Origin of the sequence: Alcanivorax sp. VBW004 (genome assembly GCF_009718865.1) — a bacterium.
Taxonomy (GTDB): Bacteria; Pseudomonadota; Gammaproteobacteria; order Pseudomonadales; family Alcanivoracaceae; genus Alcanivorax.
On sequence record NZ_WNHC01000001.1, the window covers coordinates 1,592,508 to 1,611,865 of the forward strand.

The 19,358-nt window shown below is 56.2% G+C and carries 20 protein-coding genes; 17 read left to right on the forward strand and 3 right to left on the reverse strand.

The genetic code is table 11. The features are described 5' to 3' along the window. Positions 1-15 precede the first annotated feature (15 nt). Positions 16-987, reverse strand: coding sequence for a polyprenyl synthetase family protein (locus F1529_RS07340; protein WP_155133303.1), 972 nt, complete (start codon positions 985-987; stop codon positions 16-18). A gap of 264 nt (positions 988-1,251) precedes the next feature. Here F1529_RS07340 and rplU point away from each other — a divergent pair, with 264 nt between their 5' ends. The 4 genes from rplU to proB all read left to right on the forward strand — a co-directional run bounded on the left by rplU (position 1,252) and on the right by proB (position 4,644). After that, positions 1,252-1,563, forward strand: a complete 312-nt coding sequence (rplU, locus tag F1529_RS07345; RefSeq protein WP_007148862.1) for a 50S ribosomal protein L21 — start codon at positions 1,252-1,254, stop codon at positions 1,561-1,563. Positions 1,564-1,608: 45 nt separating this feature from the next. Next, a complete protein-coding gene (gene rpmA / locus F1529_RS07350; RefSeq protein WP_007149973.1) occupies positions 1,609-1,869 on the forward strand; it encodes a 50S ribosomal protein L27 in 261 nt (86 codons plus the stop codon). 395 nt (positions 1,870-2,264) lie between these two features. Then, entirely contained in the window at positions 2,265-3,446 is a 1,182-nt protein-coding gene (gene cgtA, locus F1529_RS07355; RefSeq protein ID WP_155133306.1) for an Obg family GTPase CgtA, read from the forward strand. Positions 3,447-3,513: 67 nt separating this feature from the next. Continuing rightward, a complete protein-coding gene (gene proB / locus F1529_RS07360) occupies positions 3,514-4,644 on the forward strand; it encodes a glutamate 5-kinase (RefSeq protein WP_290518422.1) in 1,131 nt (376 codons plus the stop codon). Positions 4,645-4,786: 142 nt separating this feature from the next. Here proB and rpsT read toward each other — a convergent pair whose 3' ends face one another. After that, positions 4,787-5,053 (reverse strand): 30S ribosomal protein S20, encoded by a 267-nt coding sequence (gene rpsT / locus F1529_RS07365; protein ID WP_011587742.1) that lies wholly within the window; start codon positions 5,051-5,053, stop codon positions 4,787-4,789. Between the two features lie 85 nt (positions 5,054-5,138). On the opposite strand from rpsT, the gene F1529_RS07370 reads away from it, so the two are divergent. From F1529_RS07370 to F1529_RS07430, 13 genes are all read left to right on the forward strand, one after another. Continuing rightward, positions 5,139-5,303 (forward strand): hypothetical protein, encoded by a 165-nt coding sequence (locus F1529_RS07370; protein WP_155133308.1) that lies wholly within the window; start codon positions 5,139-5,141, stop codon positions 5,301-5,303. Continuing rightward, a complete protein-coding gene (gene murJ, locus F1529_RS07375) occupies positions 5,300-6,865 on the forward strand; it encodes a murein biosynthesis integral membrane protein MurJ (protein ID WP_155133312.1) in 1,566 nt (521 codons plus the stop codon). Before F1529_RS07370 ends, murJ begins: the two co-directional genes overlap by 4 nt. A gap of 83 nt (positions 6,866-6,948) precedes the next feature. Then, the gene (ribF, locus tag F1529_RS07380; protein WP_155133315.1) at positions 6,949-7,926 is read left to right on the forward strand and encodes a bifunctional riboflavin kinase/FAD synthetase; all 978 of its coding nucleotides are present in this window, start codon (positions 6,949-6,951) and stop codon (positions 7,924-7,926) included. Between the two features lie 11 nt (positions 7,927-7,937). Then, entirely contained in the window at positions 7,938-10,751 is a 2,814-nt protein-coding gene (gene ileS / locus F1529_RS07385; RefSeq protein ID WP_155133316.1) for an isoleucine--tRNA ligase, read from the forward strand. After that, a complete protein-coding gene (lspA, locus tag F1529_RS07390) occupies positions 10,744-11,289 on the forward strand; it encodes a signal peptidase II (RefSeq protein WP_155133320.1) in 546 nt (181 codons plus the stop codon). Before ileS ends, lspA begins: the two co-directional genes overlap by 8 nt. Further along, positions 11,282-11,752: a peptidylprolyl isomerase gene (locus F1529_RS07395; protein ID WP_155133324.1), complete on the forward strand. Its 471-nt coding sequence runs from the start codon at positions 11,282-11,284 to the stop codon at positions 11,750-11,752. The genes lspA and F1529_RS07395 overlap by 8 nt, the downstream gene beginning before the upstream one ends. 125 nt (positions 11,753-11,877) lie before the next feature. Further along, entirely contained in the window at positions 11,878-12,813 is a 936-nt protein-coding gene (ispH, locus tag F1529_RS07400) for a 4-hydroxy-3-methylbut-2-enyl diphosphate reductase (RefSeq protein ID WP_155133327.1), read from the forward strand. 249 nt (positions 12,814-13,062) lie between these two features. Continuing rightward, entirely contained in the window at positions 13,063-13,551 is a 489-nt protein-coding gene (locus tag F1529_RS07405) for a GspH/FimT family pseudopilin (protein WP_155133330.1), read from the forward strand. Then, entirely contained in the window at positions 13,551-14,069 is a 519-nt protein-coding gene (gene pilV / locus F1529_RS07410; protein WP_155133333.1) for a type IV pilus modification protein PilV, read from the forward strand. The genes F1529_RS07405 and pilV overlap by 1 nt, the downstream gene beginning before the upstream one ends. Continuing rightward, positions 14,066-14,797: a PilW family protein gene (locus F1529_RS07415; RefSeq protein ID WP_155133336.1), complete on the forward strand. Its 732-nt coding sequence runs from the start codon at positions 14,066-14,068 to the stop codon at positions 14,795-14,797. The genes pilV and F1529_RS07415 overlap by 4 nt, the downstream gene beginning before the upstream one ends. Beyond that, the gene (locus tag F1529_RS07420; protein ID WP_155133339.1) at positions 14,794-15,333 is read left to right on the forward strand and encodes a PilX N-terminal domain-containing pilus assembly protein; all 540 of its coding nucleotides are present in this window, start codon (positions 14,794-14,796) and stop codon (positions 15,331-15,333) included. The genes F1529_RS07415 and F1529_RS07420 overlap by 4 nt, the downstream gene beginning before the upstream one ends. A 9-nt stretch (positions 15,334-15,342) precedes the next feature. Next, the gene (locus tag F1529_RS07425; RefSeq protein ID WP_155133342.1) at positions 15,343-18,342 is read left to right on the forward strand and encodes a PilC/PilY family type IV pilus protein; all 3,000 of its coding nucleotides are present in this window, start codon (positions 15,343-15,345) and stop codon (positions 18,340-18,342) included. Continuing rightward, positions 18,339-18,794 carry a type IV pilin protein gene (locus tag F1529_RS07430; RefSeq protein ID WP_304503043.1) on the forward strand — a complete coding sequence of 152 codons (456 nt, stop codon included), beginning with the start codon at positions 18,339-18,341 and terminating at the stop codon, positions 18,792-18,794. Before F1529_RS07425 ends, F1529_RS07430 begins: the two co-directional genes overlap by 4 nt. Here F1529_RS07430 and F1529_RS07435 read toward each other — a convergent pair. Continuing rightward, a complete protein-coding gene (locus tag F1529_RS07435; protein WP_155133345.1) occupies positions 18,791-19,303 on the reverse strand; it encodes a GspH/FimT family pseudopilin in 513 nt (170 codons plus the stop codon). The genes F1529_RS07430 and F1529_RS07435 overlap by 4 nt on opposite strands. Between the last annotated feature and the right edge of the window lie 55 nt (positions 19,304-19,358).

Below are 19,358 nucleotides of genomic sequence, written 5' to 3' on the forward strand. Positions count from 1 at the left end.
AGTGGGTCGGTACGCTCAGTAGGTGCGCTTCAGTGACTCTTCCGCCAGGCGGAACAGGGCATCCTTGTACGGTGAGGCGGGCACATGGTCGATAGCCGCCAGGGCAATGCGGGTCTGCTCTGCTGCCTCGTCCACCGTATATTGAAGACCGCCGCTGGCCCGAACGGTTTCAACGATTTGTTCCAGATGTTCCAGGCCGCCGCTGCGAATGGCATCCTTGATCAGGGAGGCCTGTTCAGGGGAGCCGTTGGCGATGGTATAGATCAGCGGCAGGGTGGGTTTGCCTTCGGCCAGGTCGTCGCCCACATTCTTGCCCAGTTCGCTGGCGTCACCCTGATAGTCGAGCACGTCGTCGATCAGCTGGAAAGCGATGCCCAGGTGGCGGCCATAGGTGGCAAAGGCGTCCACATGATCGCTGACCTGGTCCGCGCCCAGCACGGCACCGGTTTCCGCCGCCGATTCGAACATCTTGGCGGTTTTGTGGTGAATCACCCGCATGTAGTTCTCTTCGCTGGTATTGGGGTCGCGCACATTGATCAGCTGCAGTACTTCCCCTTCGGAAATGGTGTTGGTGCTCTGGGAGAAAATGTCCAGCAGGCGCGGGTGACGCAGGGCAACCATCAGTTGCAGGGCGCGGGAAATCAGGAAGTCGCCCACCAGCACGCTGGCGGCGTTGCCCCACACCGCATTGACGGTGGGGCGCCCGCGGCGCAGGTTGGATTCGTCCACCACGTCGTCATGGAGCAGGGTGGCGGTATGCAAAAACTCAATAATGGCGGCCACGTCCACGTGGCGATCGCCCTGATAGCCGGCGGCCCGGGCGCAAAGAATGGCGATCAGCGGGCGTAGCCGCTTGCCGCCGGATTGAATGATGTAATCGCCCACTTCGCGGATCAGGGGGACGTTGGAATCCAGGTGGTGACTGATAAACTGGTTCACCGCCTCGAAGTCGTCATCGACGACGGCATAGATAGCCTTGAAATCCATGTATTCAGGTCCAGACAAAGGGTGGCGCGACAGCGGGCAATGCTAGCAGTGGCTGGCGGGTAGTCAAGGAAACCGCAGCCCGCGTGATCACTGGGTCAAGGCGGGCAGGAAAGGCTTGTAGGTCCTGGTTGCTTCGCGTACACTTCGCGACCCAATTTCATCCTCTGCCTGGCTTGCAAGTGGTGGTGGCTGTTTCCCGCACTGTTACAGTGTTGGGGGCGCCGTGGATCGCCCGCCTGAGTGGAGTTGTGCTGGAGCACACACATGTACGCAGTAATCAAAACCGGTGGTAAGCAGTATCGCGTTGAAGAAGGCGATGTTGTTCGCATCGAGAAAATTGAAGTAGCTACCGGCGAATCCGTTGATTTCGACCAGGTGCTGCTGGTTGCCAATGGCGACGACGTGAAAGTCGGCCAGCCCATGCTGGATGGTGCCAAGGTAACCGCGGAAGTGCTGGAGCAGGGCCGTCACAAGAAGATCAAGATTGTGAAGTTCCGTCGCCGTAAGCATTCCCGTAAGCAACAGGGTCACCGTCAGTGGTACACTGCGGTGAAAATCACCGGGATCCAGGGCTGATCCTTAAGACCTGATTTTTAGAAATTGAGTAGAGAGGATTGAGACATGGCGCATAAAAAAGCCGGTGGTAGTACTCGTAACGGTCGCGATTCGGAAAGTAAACGCCTTGGCGTGAAACGCTATGGCGGCCAGGTTGTTAGTGCAGGCGAAATCATTGTTCGTCAGCGCGGCACCAAATTCCACGCTGGCGTAAACGCCGGCATGGGCAAAGACCACACCATCTTTGCCAAGGAAACCGGTCGTGTGAAGTTTGAAGTCAAAGGCCCGCTGAGCCGCAAATATGTGGTAATCGAGCCTGTGGCCTGATCCTGAGGGATCGGTAAGAACCTGCTCGCGCTCTATACGCAACAGCGTTGCCACTGAAAAAGCCGCCAGGCAAGGCGTGAACCGTAGGGCCTGACGGGTCAAGTTCAAGGTTCACAACACAGCATGGCGGTTTTTTTAGTGGCAACCCGAAGGGCCGGGCCCCTTTTGCCGCCAGTTCGCGATTGCGATTGCTTATGTAGAATGACTACACGACACAAACGCAATCACGACCTGGCGACAAAATTGACTCCGGCGCTGCTGTGTATAGAGCGCGAACAGGTTCTCAAAGCCCCGTGAGGCTCTCGCCCGCGGGGCTTTTTTGTATGTGTTTTCCGTGTTCCAAGTCGTACCTTATGCCGTAAAATGGCATCTACCCCGTTGAGAGTCTGTTCCCCATGCAATTTGTCGATGAAGCCACTATTGATGTCCATGCCGGAAAGGGCGGTGACGGCTGTCTGAGCTTTCGTCGCGAGAAATACGTGGAGTTCGGCGGGCCGGACGGCGGAGACGGTGGTGCCGGCGGTCATGTCTATGTGCAGGCCGATACCAATATCAACACCCTGGTGGATTACCGGTACGACCGTATTTTCAAGGCGCGGAATGGTGAGCCGGGCAAGGGTCGGCAGATGACCGGCAAATCCGCTGACGATGTCATTCTGTATGTGCCGGTGGGTACCACCGTGGTCGACCTGGATACGGAAGAGGTGCTGGCGGACCTGACTGCCACCGACAAGCCAGTGATGGTGGCCCAGGCCGGTCGTGGCGGGCTGGGCAATATCCACTTCAAGAGCAGTGTGAACCAGGCGCCGCGTAAAACCACCAAGGGTAAGCCCGGCGAGTCCCGGCGCTTGCGTCTGGAGCTTAAGGTGCTGGCGGATGTGGGTCTGCTGGGTATGCCCAATGCGGGCAAGAGCACGCTGATTCGTGCCATTTCCGCGGCCAAGCCGAAAGTGGCGGATTATCCGTTTACTACTTTGATCCCGAATCTCGGGGTGGTGAAGGCGGACCGCTACCGCAGCTTTGTAGTGGCGGACATTCCCGGCCTGATCGAAGGGGCGGCGGATGGTGCTGGCCTGGGGATCCGTTTTCTCAAGCATTTGGCGCGCACCCGTTTGTTATTGCACGTGGTGGATCTGGCGCCCATGGACGGTTCCAGCCCGGCGAATCATATTGATGCGATCGCTGATGAGCTGGACCGGTTTTCCCCGGCACTGGCGGAGCAGGAACGCTGGTTGGTCTTCAACAAGATCGACCTGATGGCCGATGACGAGGCCCGGGAGCAGGCGGATGCCATCGTGGATGAACTGGGCTGGCAGGGGCCGGTGTTCAAGGTTTCGGCCGCCGCTGGTGTGGGCTGTGAGGATCTGGTTTACGCCCTGATGAATGCCATTGAGGATCGCCGTCGTCTTGAGGAAGAGGATGCGGCCTACGCCGCCGCCCAGCAGGACCTGCGTGCCCGTCTGGAAGAAGAGGCACGGGAGAAGGTGCAGGAGCTCAAGGCGGAGTCGCGTCGTGCTCGCCAGAATGACAATGACGACGACGATGATCACGATGTGGAAATCGTCTACGAGCCCTAGCGAGCAGCTTTTGCTGCGCGAGCGGCAAGTATTATCAGATGTTCGGCCCCGGGAATAAGGAGTGAGCGTGGCGGATCGCCAGCGTTGGGTAATCAAGATAGGCAGTGCCCTGCTGACCAATGATGGCAAGGGGCTGGACTGTGCGCTCATGCAAACCTGGGTGGACCGCATGGTGGCGCTGCGTGAGCGCGGCATCGAAGTGGTTATTGTCTCATCCGGGGCGGTGGCAGAGGGGATGACCCGGCTGGGCTGGTCGGTGCGTCCGGATTCCGTGCATGAATTGCAGGCCGCCGCTGCGGTGGGGCAGATGGGGTTGGTGCAGGCCTGGGAGTCCCGCTTTCAGCAGCATCAGTTGCATACCGCCCAGGTGCTGCTCACCCACGACGATCTGTCTGATCGCAAGCGCTATCTCAATGCTCGCTCTACCTTGCTGACCCTGCTGGGATTTGGTGTGGTGCCGGTGGTGAATGAGAACGATACCGTGGTCACCGACGAAATCCGTTTTGGGGATAACGATACCCTGGCGGCGCTGGTGGCGAATCTGGTAGAGGCGGACCGGCTGCTGATTCTCACGGATCAGGAAGGTCTGTTCGATGCGGATCCGCGCAACAATGCCGATGCTAATCTGATTCGCGAGGCCCAAGCCTCGGACCCGACCATTGCCCGTGTCGCTGGTGGCGGCGGTTTATTGGGGCGCGGTGGTATGGCCACCAAGGTGCGGGCTGGCAAGTTGGCCGCTCGCTCGGGTGCGATTACCACTATTGCCTCCGGGCGTAGCCCGGAAGTGCTTATCGAGTTGGCGGATGGTCAGGGGCCGGGTACGACGTTGTTGCCGGATACCTCGCCCATGAACGCCCGCAAGCAGTGGTTGGCCGGGCATTTGCAGATGCGCGGGCGCCTGGTGCTGGATGCCGGGGCGGTGGCGCGTTTGCGTGATGGCGGCTCGAGTTTGCTGCCGGTGGGAGTGGTGGATGTGTTCGGCCAGTTTTCCCGTGGCGAGATGGTGGCGTGTGAGGATGAGCAGGGCGAGCGGATCGGCTGTGGCCTGGTGAATTACGATGCGGCGGATGCGCGCCGAATTTGCCGCAAGAAGAGCGCCGAGATCGCAGGGGTTCTGGGCTTTATGAATGAGGAAGAGCTGATCCACCGGGATAATCTGGTGGTGTTTGACGCCGGAAGCCTGACGCCGGAGGCTTGACGCGAAGAAGCGAGGAGCGAGTTTCGAGAAGCGAAAGGCAAGACCGGTTTGGATTTTCGAAACTCGCTTCTCGCAACTCGATACTGATCTTCAGACATAAAAAAACCGGCTCGAGGCCGGTTTTTTTATGTCCACCAAGGGATCAGGCAGCCATCGCCTTGATCTTGGTGTTCAGGCGGCTCTTGTGACGAGCGGCCTTGTTCGGGTGAAACTTGCCCTTGCGGGTGGCTTTGTCCAGCACAGACACCGCTTGGTTATAAGCTTCCTGAGCGCTGCCTTGGTCGCCGGACGCAATAGCCGCGTTCACCTTCTTCAGGTATGTGCGCACCATGGAGCGCATCGCTGCGTTGTGCTGACGGCGATTTTCCGCCTGACGCGCACGCTTGCGTGCTTGCGGTGAGTTAGCCAAGGTCCTGCTCCTATCTAAAATTCGAGGTCAAATTCGGTTTACGACACTGGCCCTGTGGGCCGACCTGAGTATTGGAAGCCAATCTATGGTCAAAAAACACACGGGTCACGGTCTAAAGACGCGCAACTATGCCGATCAAGGCGGCCTGTGTCAATGGGAAAAGCCTGCTGAAATGATGATCGGCATGCGCGTCTCTGGCGGTTTGGGTGGCCTTTCGTTAACCTTCACCGGTTTCCTGGAGCGACCATGACTGATACCCCCGAGCAACCCCCGAAAAAGGCAGGTTTACTGGCCTCCACCGCCGTGGTGGCGACCATGACCATGCTGTCGCGGGTGCTGGGGCTGGTGCGTGATGTGGTGATCGCCCGAATGCTGGGCGCGTCCGCCGGCGCCGATGCCTTTTTTGTGGCCCTGAAAATTCCCAATTTCCTGCGCCGGTTGTTTGCCGAAGGGGCCTTTAACCAGGCCTTTGTGCCGGTGCTCAGCGAATACCGCAGCAATGGCAGCATGGCCGCCACGAAATTGCTGGTGGACCGGGTAGCCGGCACCCTGGGGGGAACCCTTGTGCTGGTGACGTTGGTGGGTGTGCTGGCCGCGCCGGCGATTATCTGGGTGTTTGCACCCGGTTTTGGCGATGATCCGGTAAAAAGGGCGCTGACGGTAGAGATGCTGCGCCTGACGTTCCCTTATCTTTTCTTTATTGCGCTGACGGCGTTCGCCGGTGGCATTCTCAATAGCTGGAACCGCTTTGCCGTGCCGGCTTTCACTCCGGTATTGCTTAACCTGAGCCTGATCGGCTGCGCCCTGTTTCTGGCGCCGCATTTTGCCGAAGACCGCATGGCGGTGGCCCTGGCCTGGGGGGTGTTGATCGCCGGGGTGGTGCAGTTGTTATTCCAGTTGCCCTTCCTGGCCCGGCTGAATCTGATGCCGATCCCGCGCATGGGCTGGCGTGACCCGGGTGTGCGCAAGATCATGAAACTGATGGCGCCGGCCCTGTTCGGGGCGTCGGTCTATCAGCTCAACTCCCTGGTCAACACGATTTTGGCCTCCATGCTGGAAACCGGGTCGGTGACCTGGCTGTACTACACGGACCGGCTGATCGAGCTGCCGCTGGGCATTTTTGCGGTGGCCATTGGCACCGTGATTCTTCCCAGTCTGTCCAGCAAGCATGCAGATGCCTCGCCAGAGGCGTTCTCGCGCACCCTGGATTGGGCCATTCGCATGGTGCTGCTGATAGGCTTGCCCGCGGCGCTGGCGTTGTTCGCGCTGGCCGAGCCGCTGCTGTCTACGCTGTTCCAGTACGGGGAATTTTCCGCCTTTGATGTGACGCAGACGGCGGCCTCGCTGCGGGCCTACAGCGCCGGGTTGCTGGCGGCCATGCTGATCAAGGTGTTGGCGCCGGGCTTCTACGCCCGCCAGGATACCCGCACCCCGGTGCGGATCGGGGTGTTGGCCATGCTGGCCAATATGTTGCTGGGTGCACTGCTGGTGTGGGAATGGCGCCATGTGGGGCTGGCCTCGGCCATGGCGCTGTCGGCCTGGTTGAATGCCGGGTTGCTGTATCTGGGGCTGCGCCGCAGTGGGGTGTATCAGCCGTTGCCGGGCTGGGCGTTGCAATGGTTGCGGATGCTGTTGGCAGGGGCCGCCATGGTGGCGGCTTGCTACTGGTTGTCGTTGCAGACGACGGTGTGGAATGAGGCCGGGGTGTGGTCGCGGGTTGGCTGGCTGTCGCTGATTGTGGCTGCTGGCGTGGTGATTTATCTGTCGTCACTGGTGGTGTTAGGTTTGCGGGTGCGCCATCTGCGCCGGTAGTGATTTCGCATTGTGGCGCCCGGGCGTGTGTCGTGGGCCTGCGCAACTCTGTATAATCGGGCGTCTTTTGATATGAGGGTGAGATGCGACTGATTCGCGGCATTCACAATCTGCGCGACACGCATCGCGGCTGTGTGGCCACCATCGGCAATTTCGATGGGGTGCATCAGGGCCATCAGCGCATTCTGGATCAGGTGATCGCAGAGGCCCGTCGTCGTGGATTGAAATCCACGGTGATGTTGTTCGAGCCGCAGCCCCAGGAATTCTTTTCCCCGCAGACCGCGCCGCCACGGCTGATGTCGCTGCGCGACAAGTTGATCGCCCTGCGCGAAGCCGGCGTGGATCAGGTGCTGTGTGTGCGCTTTGATGAGCGTTTCCGCTCACTGACCGCAGAGGCCTTTGTGAAAGCCCTGTTGGTGGATGGCCTGGGCGTGGAATATCTGGTGGTAGGGGATGATTTCCGTTTCGGCTGTGGCCGGGACGGTGATTTTGCCTACCTGCAACAGGCCGGTCAGCAGTTCGGTTTTGCGGTGACGGATACCGCTACCTGTGAGGTCGATGGTGAGCGGGTGTCCAGTACGCGCGTGCGGGCGGCGTTGTGTGACGGCGATTTCGCGCTGGCAGAGCGCCTGCTGGGGCGGCCTTTTGCCATCAGTGGGCGGGTGCGCCATGGTGACAAGATCGGCCGGACCCTCGGCCTGCCCACGGTGAATCTGGCGCTGAAACGGTTGCAGTCCCCCTTGCACGGCGTCTTCGCGGTGGCGGTCACCGGTGCCGGGCTGGTCGATCAGCCAGGGGCGGCCAATATGGGCACGCGGCCCACGGTGAATGGCACGGAAAATCGCCTGGAAGTTTATCTGCTGGATTACAGTGATTCGGCGGGTGGTTCGGGCGACGCGCAGCACACGCATCAAGACAGCCTTTATGGCGCACACCTGACCGTGGCTTTTCGCCATTATGTGCGCCCGGAAGAAAAATTCGCGGATCTGGACCAGCTCAAGACTGCCATCCGGCAGGATGTGGATGCGGTTCGGGCTTTTTTTGATATGCCTACGGTGTAATAAGCGGAATCATGACGGACTACAAGGCAACGCTAAACCTTCCCCAAACCGGCTTTCCGATGAAAGCCGGCCTGTCCCAGCGTGAACCTGCGCGGCTCAAAGAGTGGCAGCAAAAACAGCTGTACCAGAAGATTCGTGAGACCTTTGCCGGTCGGCCCAAGTTCATTCTTCATGATGGCCCTCCCTACGCCAACGGCGATATTCATATCGGCCACGCGGTGAACAAGATCCTCAAGGACATGATCGTCAAGTCCCGCACACTGGCGGGCTTCGATGCGCCCTATGTGCCGGGCTGGGATTGCCATGGTCTGCCCATCGAGCTGATGGTGGAGAAGAAAGTCGGCAAGGCCGGACACAAGGTCGACGCCGGTACCTTCCGCAAGAAATGCCGCGAATACGCCAGCAAACAGGTGGCTGGGCAGAAGTCGGACTTTATGCGTCTGGGCGTGTTTGGCGACTGGGATAACCCCTACCTGACCATGGATTTTGCCTTCGAGGCGAACATCATCCGCTCGCTGGGCAAGATCGTGGACAACGGTCACCTGCAGCAGGGCTTCAAGCCGGTGCATTGGTGTCTGGATTGCGCCTCCGCGTTGGCGGAAGCGGAAGTGGAATACGAAGACAAAACCTCGCCGGCCATCGATGTGGCGTTTCCGGTGGTGGATGTGGCGGACTTCGTTGCCCGCTCAGGCATTGAAGCCAGCGCCCCGGCGCTGGTGATCTGGACCACCACCCCTTGGACTCTGCCGGCCAACCGGGCGGTGGCAGTGCACCCGGAGCTGGATTATGTGCTGCTTTCCGGCGAGCAGGACGGCGTGGCCCGTGAGTTGCTGGTGGCTGAGGCGTTGGCCGATGATCTGGTGGCGCGCTGGGGGCTGGACAATGTGTCCCGTTCGACGACCGTCACAGGCAGCAAGCTGGAAATGATGCCTTTGCAGCATCCCTTCCTGGAGGCCCAGGTGCCGGTCATCTTCGGTGAGCACGTTACCACCGACGCGGGTACCGGCTTGGTACACACCGCCCCGGGCCATGGTGCCGACGACTTTGTGGTGGGCAAGCAGTACGACCTGGATCCGATCAGCCCGGTGCTGGATAACGGCCTGTTCCGCGATGATCTGCCGGTGGTGGGTGGCCTGCATGTGAGCAAGGCCAACGAGCCGGTGATCGAGGCGCTGAAAGACAGCGGCAATCTGGTCAAGTTGGCGAAAATTGAACATAGCTACCCGCATTGCTGGCGTCATAAAACGCCGTTGATTTTCCGTGCGACGGCGCAGTGGTTCGTGTCCATGGATCAAGCGGGCCTGTTGCCCCGTGCCCGTCAGGAAGTCGACAAGGTGCAGTGGTTGCCCGAGTGGGGCAAGGCGCGCATCGAAGGCATGCTGACCGATCGCCCCGACTGGTGTATTTCCCGCCAGCGCACCTGGGGTGTGCCGATCGCCCTGTTCGTGAACAGGGAAACCGGCGAGCTGCATCCGCAAACCCCGGCACTGATCGAACAGGTTGCCGAGCGGGTGGAGAAAGAAGGCATTGATGCCTGGTTTGATCTGGAGCCGGCGGAGCTGCTGGGTGACGACGCGGATCAGTACAGCAAGGTCACCGATACACTGGACGTCTGGTTTGACTCCGGTGTTACCCATTATTGCGTGCTGGACCAGCGCGAGCAGCTGCGCGCGCCGGCGGACCTGTATCTGGAAGGCTCGGATCAGCATCGTGGCTGGTTCCAGTCGTCACTGCTGACCAGCCTGGCGATTCGTGATGCGGCCCCTTACAGCACCGTCCTGACCCACGGTTTCACCGTGGACGAGCACGGTCGCAAGATGTCCAAGTCGGTGGGCAACGTGATTGCCCCGCAGGAAGTCTGGAATGACCTGGGTGCGGATATTCTGCGCCTGTGGGTCTGCGCCACGGATTACCGGGGCGAGATGTCCGTGTCCAAGGATATCCTCAAACAGATGGGCGACAGCTATCGCCGTATCCGCAATACCAGCCGTTTCCTGCTCTCCAATCTGAGCGGTTTCGAGCCCGCCACGGATGCGCTGCAGCCGGAGCAAATGCTGGCGCTGGACCGTTACATTGTGGATCGGGCGCTGCAAGTGCAGGGCGAGATCAAAGACCTGTACGACGGCTATCACTTCCATCAGGTTTACCAGAAGCTGCATAACTTCTGCGCACTGGATTTGGGCGGTTTTTACCTCGATATCATCAAGGATCGCCAGTACACCACCCAGGCCGATTCCGTGGCACGGCGCTCCTGTCAGACGGCTTTGTACCATATCGCCCAGGCGCTGGTGCGCTGGATGGCGCCGGTGCTCAGCTTCACCGCCGAGGAAATCTACGAGAACCTGCCTGGCGAGCGGCTCGATTCCGTGTTCCTGACCGAATGGTACGACGGCCTGTTTGCGCTGGCCGACGATGCCGATATGGGCCGGGCGTTCTGGGACAAGGTGCAGGACGCCAAGCAGGCAGTGAACAAGGCTATCGAAGGGGCTCGTGCTGCCAAGTTGATCAAGGGTAGCCTGAGTGCCGAGGTCGTGCTGTTTGTGGACGCCGAACAGGATGCGTTGTTGCAGCGCCTGGGTGATGAATTGCGTTTTGTCACCATTACTTCTGCCGCTGTGCTCAAGCCACTGGCGGAAGCGCCGGCGGAACTGGAAGACACTGCTGTGGCGGGATTGAAAGTACAGGTGCTGGCCTCGGATCACAGCAAGTGTGCTCGTTGCTGGCATCACCAGCCGGATGTGGGCAGCCACGCTGAACACCCGGAATTGTGTGGGCGCTGTATCACCAATGTGGATGGTGACGGTGAGGTTCGACACTATGCCTGATAATACGCCGAATGCCGGACGCCAAGCGCTGGACAGTGCAAAAAAATGGCTGCCTGGGCAATTGTCCTGGTTGTGGCTGACGGCGCTGATTGTCGCGCTGGACCAATGGACCAAGCATGAAGTGGTCGCGGTGTTTTCCCTGTATGAACGGCTGGAAGTGTTTCCGCACTTCAATCTGACCCTGGCCTATAACAGCGGCGCCGCATTCAGTTTTCTGGCTGATGCTGGCGGCTGGCAGCGTTGGTTCTTTACGGCTATTGCGGTGGGCGCCTCGGTGATGATTCTGATTTGGCTGGCCCGGCTTACCGCTGCCGAGAAACTGCAAGGGGTAGCCCTGTCGCTGATTCTTGCCGGAGCCCTGGGCAATTTCTACGATCGATTGGTGCTGGGGCATGTGGTGGATTTCCTCGACTTTTACTGGGGCGATTATCATTTTCCGGCCTTTAATATTGCTGACACCGCCATCACTATCGGCGCCGGATTGATTCTGCTGGATATGCTGCTGGGAGCCAGAAAGGAGCCCAAAGACAATGACTGAGTTACTGCGCGCAGGCCCGGAGACCCGGATTACCCTGCATTTTGCCGTGCGACTGATGGACGGCACGGACCTGGATTCCACCTTCGATGGTGAGCCCGCCTCTTTTGTGTGGGGGGATGAGTCCCTGCTGCCGGGCTTTGAAAATGCCATTCGTGGTCTCAAGGCCGGTGATCGTCGCAGCGTTTTCCTGGAAGCCGCCAAGGCGTTCGGGGAGTACAACGAGCAGAATGTGCAGCATTTCACCCGCGACACCTTTGCCGAGCACGATTCCCTGGAGCCCGGCATGGTGCTGAGTTTCGCCGATGCGGCCGGTGCCGAGCTGCCAGGCGTGATCGCCAAGGCGGACGATGAGTGGGTGATGGTGGACTTCAATCACCCGCTGGCAGGGCGGGATCTCACCTTTGAAGTGGAGATCATCGGTATCGAACGTCACGCCCCCGAGCAGCCTGTAACCCTCAATTGACCGTTGACGGTGGACAGCCGCCGGTGAAGAGAGGAACGTTCATGGGTAGGCGTTCAAACAGCGGGCAGGAGGAATGTTTCTGGCTTTCCGCTGTCCATTATCCACAGTCAACTATCAGCTGAATTATGGAAATTCGTCTCGCTAATCCCCGTGGCTTCTGTGCTGGCGTGGATCGTGCCATCGACATCGTCAACCGCGCTCTGGAAGTGTTCGGGCCACCGATTCATGTCCGTCACGAAGTGGTGCATAACCGCTATGTGGTGGAGGACCTGCGTCAGCGCGGCGCGGTGTTTGTGGAAGAGCTGCACGAAGTGCCGGACGACGCCATTGTTATCTTCAGCGCCCACGGTGTCTCCAAAGCGGTGCAGGATGAGGCCGAGCGGCGCCAGCTGCAGGTTTTCGATGCGACCTGCCCGCTGGTCACCAAGGTGCATATGGAAGTCATTCGGTATGCCCGGGAAGGCCGCGAAAGTATCCTGATTGGTCATGCCGGCCATCCGGAAGTGGAAGGCACCATGGGGCAATACGACAAATCCTATGGCGGTGACATTTATCTGGTGGAAGACGAAGCCGACGTGGCGAGCCTGACGGTGCGCGATGAGAGCAAACTGGCCTTCGTGACCCAGACCACCCTGAGTGTGGACGATACCGCCAGAGTCATTGATGCCTTGCGCCAGCGCTTTCCGGCCATTCTTGGTCCCAAGCGCGAAGATATCTGCTATGCCACCACCAACCGCCAGGATGCCGTACGCCAGCTGGCGCTGGAGTGTGGTCTGGTGCTGGTGGTCGGTTCGGTAAACAGCTCCAACTCCAATCGGCTGCGTGAGCTGGCCGAACGCTGTGGTGCGGATGCCTACCTGATTGACGAGCCGTCGCAGATTGATGCGGACTGGCTGAAAGGGAAAACCACTGTCGGTGTCACCGCCGGCGCCAGCGCGCCTGAAGACCTGGTGCAGCAAGTCATCGCCACCCTCAAAGGCCTGGGAGGCGAAGACGCCGAAGAAATCCCTGGCCGTGAAGAAAACATCCGCTTCTCCATGCCCAAGGCGCTACGCCCGTAGCGCCTGTCCCGCTTGTTTGACCGTTCATCCCCCGCGTTAAGATCTGGTTCTTTAGGTTAGGCAAAAAAATGCGCCAGTCTACGATTAAAGTGTGAGCCCTCTCACACACTAAAGTACCAAAAATCATTATTTTTCAGCAGCTTATACCGTTCGGCGACAGCAAGGCTCCGCTGGTCTCCATTCAATTGAAGGCATATCCGGCCTTGCTAGAGTGATACCACGTACAAAAACCGATAGGCCGGGGCAGGGATGAAAACAGGATTTAAAAGCCGCAATCAGTTTGGCTTTACTGTCATCGAGTTGATGATCGGTATTGCTGTGGCGGGCGTTCTTTTGACGATTGCCGTGCCAGCGTTTACTGGCTTTCAGGAAAGAAATGCACTCCGCTCTACCGCCGCAGATTTTATTACAGCGGTGAACACGGCACGCATTCAGGCAATCAATCTACGAACTTCTGTAACCCTTAAACCTATTTCGGGTAATAACTGGGGCGCTGGCTGGAAGATTGAGTATCCAGCATCGGTCATCACAGAGAAAGACCAGGAATTTTCGCCAACCGGTAGCGGGAAAATTGTTTCTGAAGACGGCCTGAGCAAAATTGAATTTCGCAGCAATGGTCTGTCGAGCGCGGGTGAGGCGGAGTTCTCTCTATGCGATGACCGCAGCGGAGAGGAAGGAAGGACAATCACGGTGTCGCCCTTTGGCAAGATCACCAACGAAGTGAAGAGTTGTAGCTGATGAAAATCTCAAGAAAACCGCAACGGGGTGTAGGCCTTATCGAGGTGCTGATTGCTTTGCTAGTGCTGGCAATTGGCGTGCTTGGCTATGCGGGCATGCAGCTTACCGCGCTGAAAGCGGCAGAAGATGCCAACAACCGCGCACAGGCAACCTTGCTGGGGCAGGATGCGCTGGAGCGCTTTCTGGCCAACGAAACAGCAATGGCGACGTACACCAATGTTGATGAATGGCCAGATGAGAGCGCGACTCCTAGGGAAAAGCCGGCGAAGCTGAATGATTGCATTACCAAGTCCTGTAGTGCTGATGACCTCGCTTCCTGGGATATCAGCATGCTGGCGTGGCAGGCGGCGAATCGGTTGCCGGCGGGAATGATTGCTGTAGACGAATGCAAGCATGCTACCGGGATCAGCTGTGTCGTCATTAGCTGGAACGATGATGCGCCAGATGACTGCATGACAAACGCTGGAGTTAACATGGATGAAGGGACGTCTTGCGTGGTGCTGGAGGTGGCGCGATGAGAAAAAGCAAAGGGTTTAGCCTTGTTGAGCTGATGGTGGCAATGCTTCTCGGGCTGCTGATAACCGGGGCTGCCTTGCAGTTATTTCTTGCTAACCAGCAATCGTTTGCCTTGCAGCAGACGTTGTCCCGCGTTCAGGAAAATGGGCAACTTTTCGTGCGTTTCCTTGTGGCTGATCTACGCCGGGCTGGCCTTGAAAGAGATGGGCTTGCTGCATTACCTGATGAGAAAGGGGTTCGATTTGCGGCTTGGGGGGGGGCAGTGCCAGGCTCGGCAAATGGGAACGATTATGATCGTCTCACGCTGGGCTACCATGGCACGTCGGATTGTGAAGGCTCAGTGGCCAGTGGCCTGACAGAAGTGGTGAATACGTATTTTGTGAACAGCGATGCCGAGCTTGTCTGTCAGGGCAATCTGACTGGAGGTAATGGTGTGGTGCTGCTTGATGACGTTGAGGCATTTGAGGTGCTGTACGGCATAGATGAAAACACGGATGGCTACGCCAATGTTAGTCGCTATGTTGAGGCTGGCTCTCAGGGTACCTCTCCTGTCATCGCCGTTCGATTTTCTCTTTTGCTCAAAGAGGAGAGTAATTCTCTGCCGCAAAGTGATGGAAAACGGAAATTTTATGTGCTGACCAAGACAGTGGACGAACCGGAAGATCGTTCTGTTCGTCGTGTATTTATGTCTACAGTCAAAATGCGTAACTACAAGTGGGATGCCGTATGAATACCAATATTGCGACATTGCGAAGCCAGCAAGGCGCTGCCTTGGTAGTTGCATTACTAATTCTGGTGGTGGTTTCCCTGCTTGGGGTGTCAGCAATGAAGTCCAGCGTGTTCTCGGCGAAGGTGGCTACGGGCACCCAGGCAGATGCAATGACTTTTGAGGCGGCGGAAACAGCGTTAATAAAAGTGTATTCCGAGCTGAATGCCATGAGCGGTGAGGATTTATATGCCTCAATGGGGGGCGGGGCTGTGCTGCAACGTTGCGTCTCCAGTTCGGACAAAAATAAAGAAGGGGCATGCGTTGAGGGCGATTACCTCGATTCGCGCCAGTTACTACAGTCATCTTCGGTCAGTAAGCTTAATGGATATGAGCCTGTTCCAGGATCGCAGATTAGCACCTCTGGAGGCGGCGCAGTATATGTGGAATATAAGGTCGCGATGCTTGGTGAGAGCGATATGAAAAGTTTTAATCTTGATAATCATCATTTTCAGGAAGCGTTAAAGCGCGGCCTCAAACCAGGTTCGGAAATCGAATAAGGGGGAGTCATGAACAGAATACGAAATACGCTACTTTTAATACTGGTGGTCTGCTTGTCTCCGGTCAGCCTTTATGCAGATGATACGGAAATTTTCTTTTCCAGAGCGACGGCAGACAATAGTGAAAATGTGCCTGCGGCTAACGTGATGATTCTTTTAGATACGTCTGGCAGCATGAGATACTGTAAATCAAATTTAGAGTTTGGTAATAACGGTCCCAAATGGTGTAATAAAGAGAATAACCGCCGCATTGTGATGCTGATTAATGCATTTAATACAATGATCGATAATGTGCCAAATGGTGTTCGCATTGGCGTTAGCCGTTTTCGTCGTGATGAGACTGATGGTGGCCATGTCATGGTGCCTGTTGTTGATGTCGACAATAAGACAAAGAAAGTTCTCAAAGAGGCTGTGGCCAGCACGTATAAATACTCAAGTGATCCCACTGGGGGAACTCCGACTTCTGAAGCTTACTATGAAATGCGCCGTTATATGATGGGGCAGTCTCCTATTTATGGTGAAAATGGAAACGGGGGTTACAGTCAGAATTCTGTTTGTCTGGGCTATGCTCAGAGACCGATTACCGTGCCGGATTATAATAATGTTATCAGTAGGAAAGAAGTAAATTACTGCAATGCCAATAATAATAATTGTGATCGGGAGGGGCCTTTTTGGAATCCTAGATATTACGAGCTTGAATTTGGCACGAAGGAAATTATGGAAGAATATTGTGCTGATCCTGCGCCCATCGTTGAAGATGGAAAATATGTCTCACCTATGAATATGAAAAACCAGTGCGAATCCAATTATGTCATCGTTATGACGGATGGCGCGCCAAGTAAAAACTCGGATAAGCTTCCTTCCTCTTTGTGTTCCTCGGCAACCGGCAGTATATCGAGTAGTTATACCTGCCAGGAGAAGACAGCCAGCTACCTGAATAGTGATTCAAATGCGATGAAGAGAAAGGTCATTACTTCTAATATCGGTCTCTACATGGGGAATTATAAAGACGATATGGAAGGCGTGTCCAAGGCTGGTGGTGGACAGACATACAATGCTGAATCAGCAGAGCAGTTGGCTCAGGCGTTTATTGATGAATTGGATTTGATTGACGAGAATTCTCGGTCTATTTCCTCTCCCGGTGTTGCGATTAATCAGATGAATCGGTTTCAACACTTGGATCAATTGTATTATTCCGTATTCGAGCCCACCAGTAGCAGCTTTTGGGAAGGGAATTTGAAGCGCTATCAGCTTGAAGATGGTGTAATTAAAGGCCAAAACGGATCCGCTGTTAGTGAGAATACGGGGTATTTTAAAAACTCTGCCCAGAGTTTTTGGAGTTCTGAGGTCGATGGTTACGATGCCAAGGTTGGTGGTGCGCGTGATGAGGTGAGCGACCGAACGCTTTTCTATAGTACCTCTAATACCAACACAAGCCTGAGTAAGCTGGACTGGGATAAGGTCGGTACAACTGGCTATTTAGGGAAAACTGATTTTGGGCTTGAATCAACAGCAACAGATGCCGATCTCGCATTGTTGATAGATAAGCTTAAGGTTGTTTGGGGCGATCCTCTCCATAGTGTTCCGCTGATGGTAAACTATGGGGGTAATAGTGAGAACAATATTGTATTTGTTTCGAATAATGCGGGCATGCTTCACGCGATTGATGTCTCTGATGGATCTGAGAAGTTTGCCTTTATGCCTCATGAGTTTCTTAGTCGGGCGGATGAGGTGACTACGCATACGCTTGGCTTGAATGGCGACAATACTCGACAAAGTTACAGGCTGGATGGAAGCTGGATTTCATGGCGTAAGCCTGGCGATTCAGTGACGGATAAGCCTGATGCTGTATATATCTATGGCGGAATGCGTCGCGGTGGGCGTAATTATTATGCGCTTGACGTTACGTCGCTTAGCAGCCCCAAAATGAAATTCCCCGTGATTGAGGGCGGTCAGGGGAAGTTTGATGATCTCGGCCAAACCTGGTCAACACCCACATTGACGCAAATCCCGTTTGGGGAGGGCAAAAAGCCTGTTCTCATCTTTGGTGGTGGCTATGATCCTTCCGGGCATGACAATCGTCAGGGAATGGGTCGAGTGTCGGGTGATTCCATGGGAAATGCGATTTACATAGTTGATGCTGAGAGTGGTGATTTACTTTGGTCTGCCACAGGCTCAGACAATACCAACTTGAAGTGGTCTGTGCCGGGCGGAATTTCCGTTGTCGATAAAGAGTTTGATGGCGTTGCAGACTTTCTTTACTTCGGGGACCTTGGGGGGCAGTTATTCCGGGTTGATATTGATCAGTCCGGTGCGTTGAAGAATTCGGTTCATCGCCTTGCTAGCCTAGGTGGCTCTTCTGCTTCCACGAATCGACGTTTTTACGATGCCCCGTCGGTGGTTTACCTTAATGAAGGTGGGCAGAAGGTGCTCTATGTGGCTGCTGCGTCTGGTTATCGCTCCCATCCGCTGGATGAGAAAACACAAGATGGTATTTTTGTTGTGAAAGACAAGACGGCACTGGCGAAAACAGTAACGGCACCTAAGGATGTAAGCTTGGCGGAGATGACTAATGTCTCCAGTGGTGAAGCGGATCCTAAAGATATGGGGTGGTATTACTATCTTGAAGAGGGTGAAAAATCCATGTCTTCGCCCGTTGTTTTTGATGGCGTGTTGCGCTTTTCGACCTATTCACCGAAAGGGGAGGATCTGGACGATAATCCATGTGCAGTCAGCTATGGTCGGTCTTTCCTGCATACCGTGGATATAGTGACGTCGAAGCCTGCTACGAATAATGACGGTACTGTGCCTAATTCACGCAGAGAGGACATGGACCAAACTACGCCTCCCCCTTCTCCTGTTCTTGTTACGGACGGTGAGGGTAACATCGATGTTGTCGTCGGTACGGAGGTGGTTGGCGAACAGGATATGGGGTACAGCCACCTTCGCAAGCGGCGTTGGTATCAAATGGATAAAACCCAGGCCAACGAATTCAAGGCGGCAAAATGAAATGGAATCAGCTGATGAACTTACAAGGGAAGTCAAGTGAGTCTGGCTTCACCCTGATAGAGCTGATGATTGTGGTAGTGATAGTGGCCATTCTGGCCGCTGTCGGTTACCCCAGTTATACCCGCTATGTGCAGGATACCCGGCAGGCGGAAGCGCAGGGTGAGATGATGGCCTTGTCCGGAGCGCTGGAGCGTTACCGCGCCAAGAATTTCTCCTATAAAGACGCCAATACTAAATTGTCGGAGCTGTCGCCAGTGCTTGCCAATAGTGACTATTTCACTACAGCCATCTCAGTGACAGGGACCGGAAGCCAGCAGTATGAAATTACCACGACGCCAAAAACGGGCTTAATGACAGGGACGGAAGTGCTGAAGCTCAATAGTGAGGGGCAAACATGCATGAAAGTCTCTGGTTGCACTATTGGCACGGATGATTCCTGGAAAGAACACTAATTGCAGTCTTCTGGTTTGGCCGTTTCCACTCTGGGGCGGCCAATCCAGTTCATGACAATTCTTCTCGCCGCGACGTTGTTGCATAGATAGAAGCTGCCGTTCTGGAAGTGGCTGTTGCCTCGGTTGTGGAATACGAGTGCATCTCCTTTGAATCGCTTCCAGACCAGCCGGGTCGCTCCTGGAAGTTGGTAGTGCTCAATAATTTCAGACGCACTTAGTGCCCCATCTTCATTTTGATCAAATCCCATCCATACCTTCTGCGTTTTCTCGAACTTTCTGCATCCCGTCTGTCCGTCGCAGAGCATGCGATTGCCGTCGGTGATCGCGCCGGCACGGGCCTGCCGGATCAGGCTGTGTAATGTCATTGTGGCCGTGCGCACCTGGTAACGAGGAAGGAGGTCGTTCCAGGCATGTGAGACGCAGACAAGAAGAATGCCGGCTATGGAGAGGCCCACTAATAATTCAATCAGTGTAAATCCTTGCTGCTGTTGGCATCGAAAACGGGGCATCGGCGTGGCTCCTGTGACACTGTTATGGAAGCCTACGGAAGAATGCGCCTGGTGG

Bases quoted from the DNA above. Each gene is read 5' to 3' on its own strand.
- F1529_RS07340 (WP_155133303.1), bottom strand. From the start codon at position 987: ATGGATTTCAAGGCTATCTATGCCGTCGTCGATGACGACTTCGAGGCG.
- rplU (WP_007148862.1), top strand. From the start codon at position 1,252: ATGTACGCAGTAATCAAAACCGGTGGTAAGCAGTATCGCGTTGAAGAA.
- rpmA (WP_007149973.1), top strand. From the start codon at position 1,609: ATGGCGCATAAAAAAGCCGGTGGTAGTACTCGTAACGGTCGCGATTCG.
- cgtA (WP_155133306.1), top strand. From the start codon at position 2,265: ATGCAATTTGTCGATGAAGCCACTATTGATGTCCATGCCGGAAAGGGC.
- F1529_RS07370 (WP_155133308.1), top strand. From the start codon at position 5,139: ATGGTCAAAAAACACACGGGTCACGGTCTAAAGACGCGCAACTATGCC.
- murJ (WP_155133312.1), top strand. From the start codon at position 5,300: ATGACTGATACCCCCGAGCAACCCCCGAAAAAGGCAGGTTTACTGGCC.
- ribF (WP_155133315.1), top strand. From the start codon at position 6,949: ATGCGACTGATTCGCGGCATTCACAATCTGCGCGACACGCATCGCGGC.
- ileS (WP_155133316.1), top strand. From the start codon at position 7,938: ATGACGGACTACAAGGCAACGCTAAACCTTCCCCAAACCGGCTTTCCG.
- lspA (WP_155133320.1), top strand. From the start codon at position 10,744: ATGCCTGATAATACGCCGAATGCCGGACGCCAAGCGCTGGACAGTGCA.
- F1529_RS07395 (WP_155133324.1), top strand. From the start codon at position 11,282: ATGACTGAGTTACTGCGCGCAGGCCCGGAGACCCGGATTACCCTGCAT.
- ispH (WP_155133327.1), top strand. From the start codon at position 11,878: ATGGAAATTCGTCTCGCTAATCCCCGTGGCTTCTGTGCTGGCGTGGAT.
- F1529_RS07405 (WP_155133330.1), top strand. From the start codon at position 13,063: ATGAAAACAGGATTTAAAAGCCGCAATCAGTTTGGCTTTACTGTCATC.
- pilV (WP_155133333.1), top strand. From the start codon at position 13,551: ATGAAAATCTCAAGAAAACCGCAACGGGGTGTAGGCCTTATCGAGGTG.
- F1529_RS07415 (WP_155133336.1), top strand. From the start codon at position 14,066: ATGAGAAAAAGCAAAGGGTTTAGCCTTGTTGAGCTGATGGTGGCAATG.
- F1529_RS07420 (WP_155133339.1), top strand. From the start codon at position 14,794: ATGAATACCAATATTGCGACATTGCGAAGCCAGCAAGGCGCTGCCTTG.
- F1529_RS07425 (WP_155133342.1), top strand. From the start codon at position 15,343: ATGAACAGAATACGAAATACGCTACTTTTAATACTGGTGGTCTGCTTG.
- F1529_RS07430 (WP_304503043.1), top strand. From the start codon at position 18,339: ATGAAATGGAATCAGCTGATGAACTTACAAGGGAAGTCAAGTGAGTCT.
- F1529_RS07435 (WP_155133345.1), bottom strand. From the start codon at position 19,303: ATGCCCCGTTTTCGATGCCAACAGCAGCAAGGATTTACACTGATTGAA.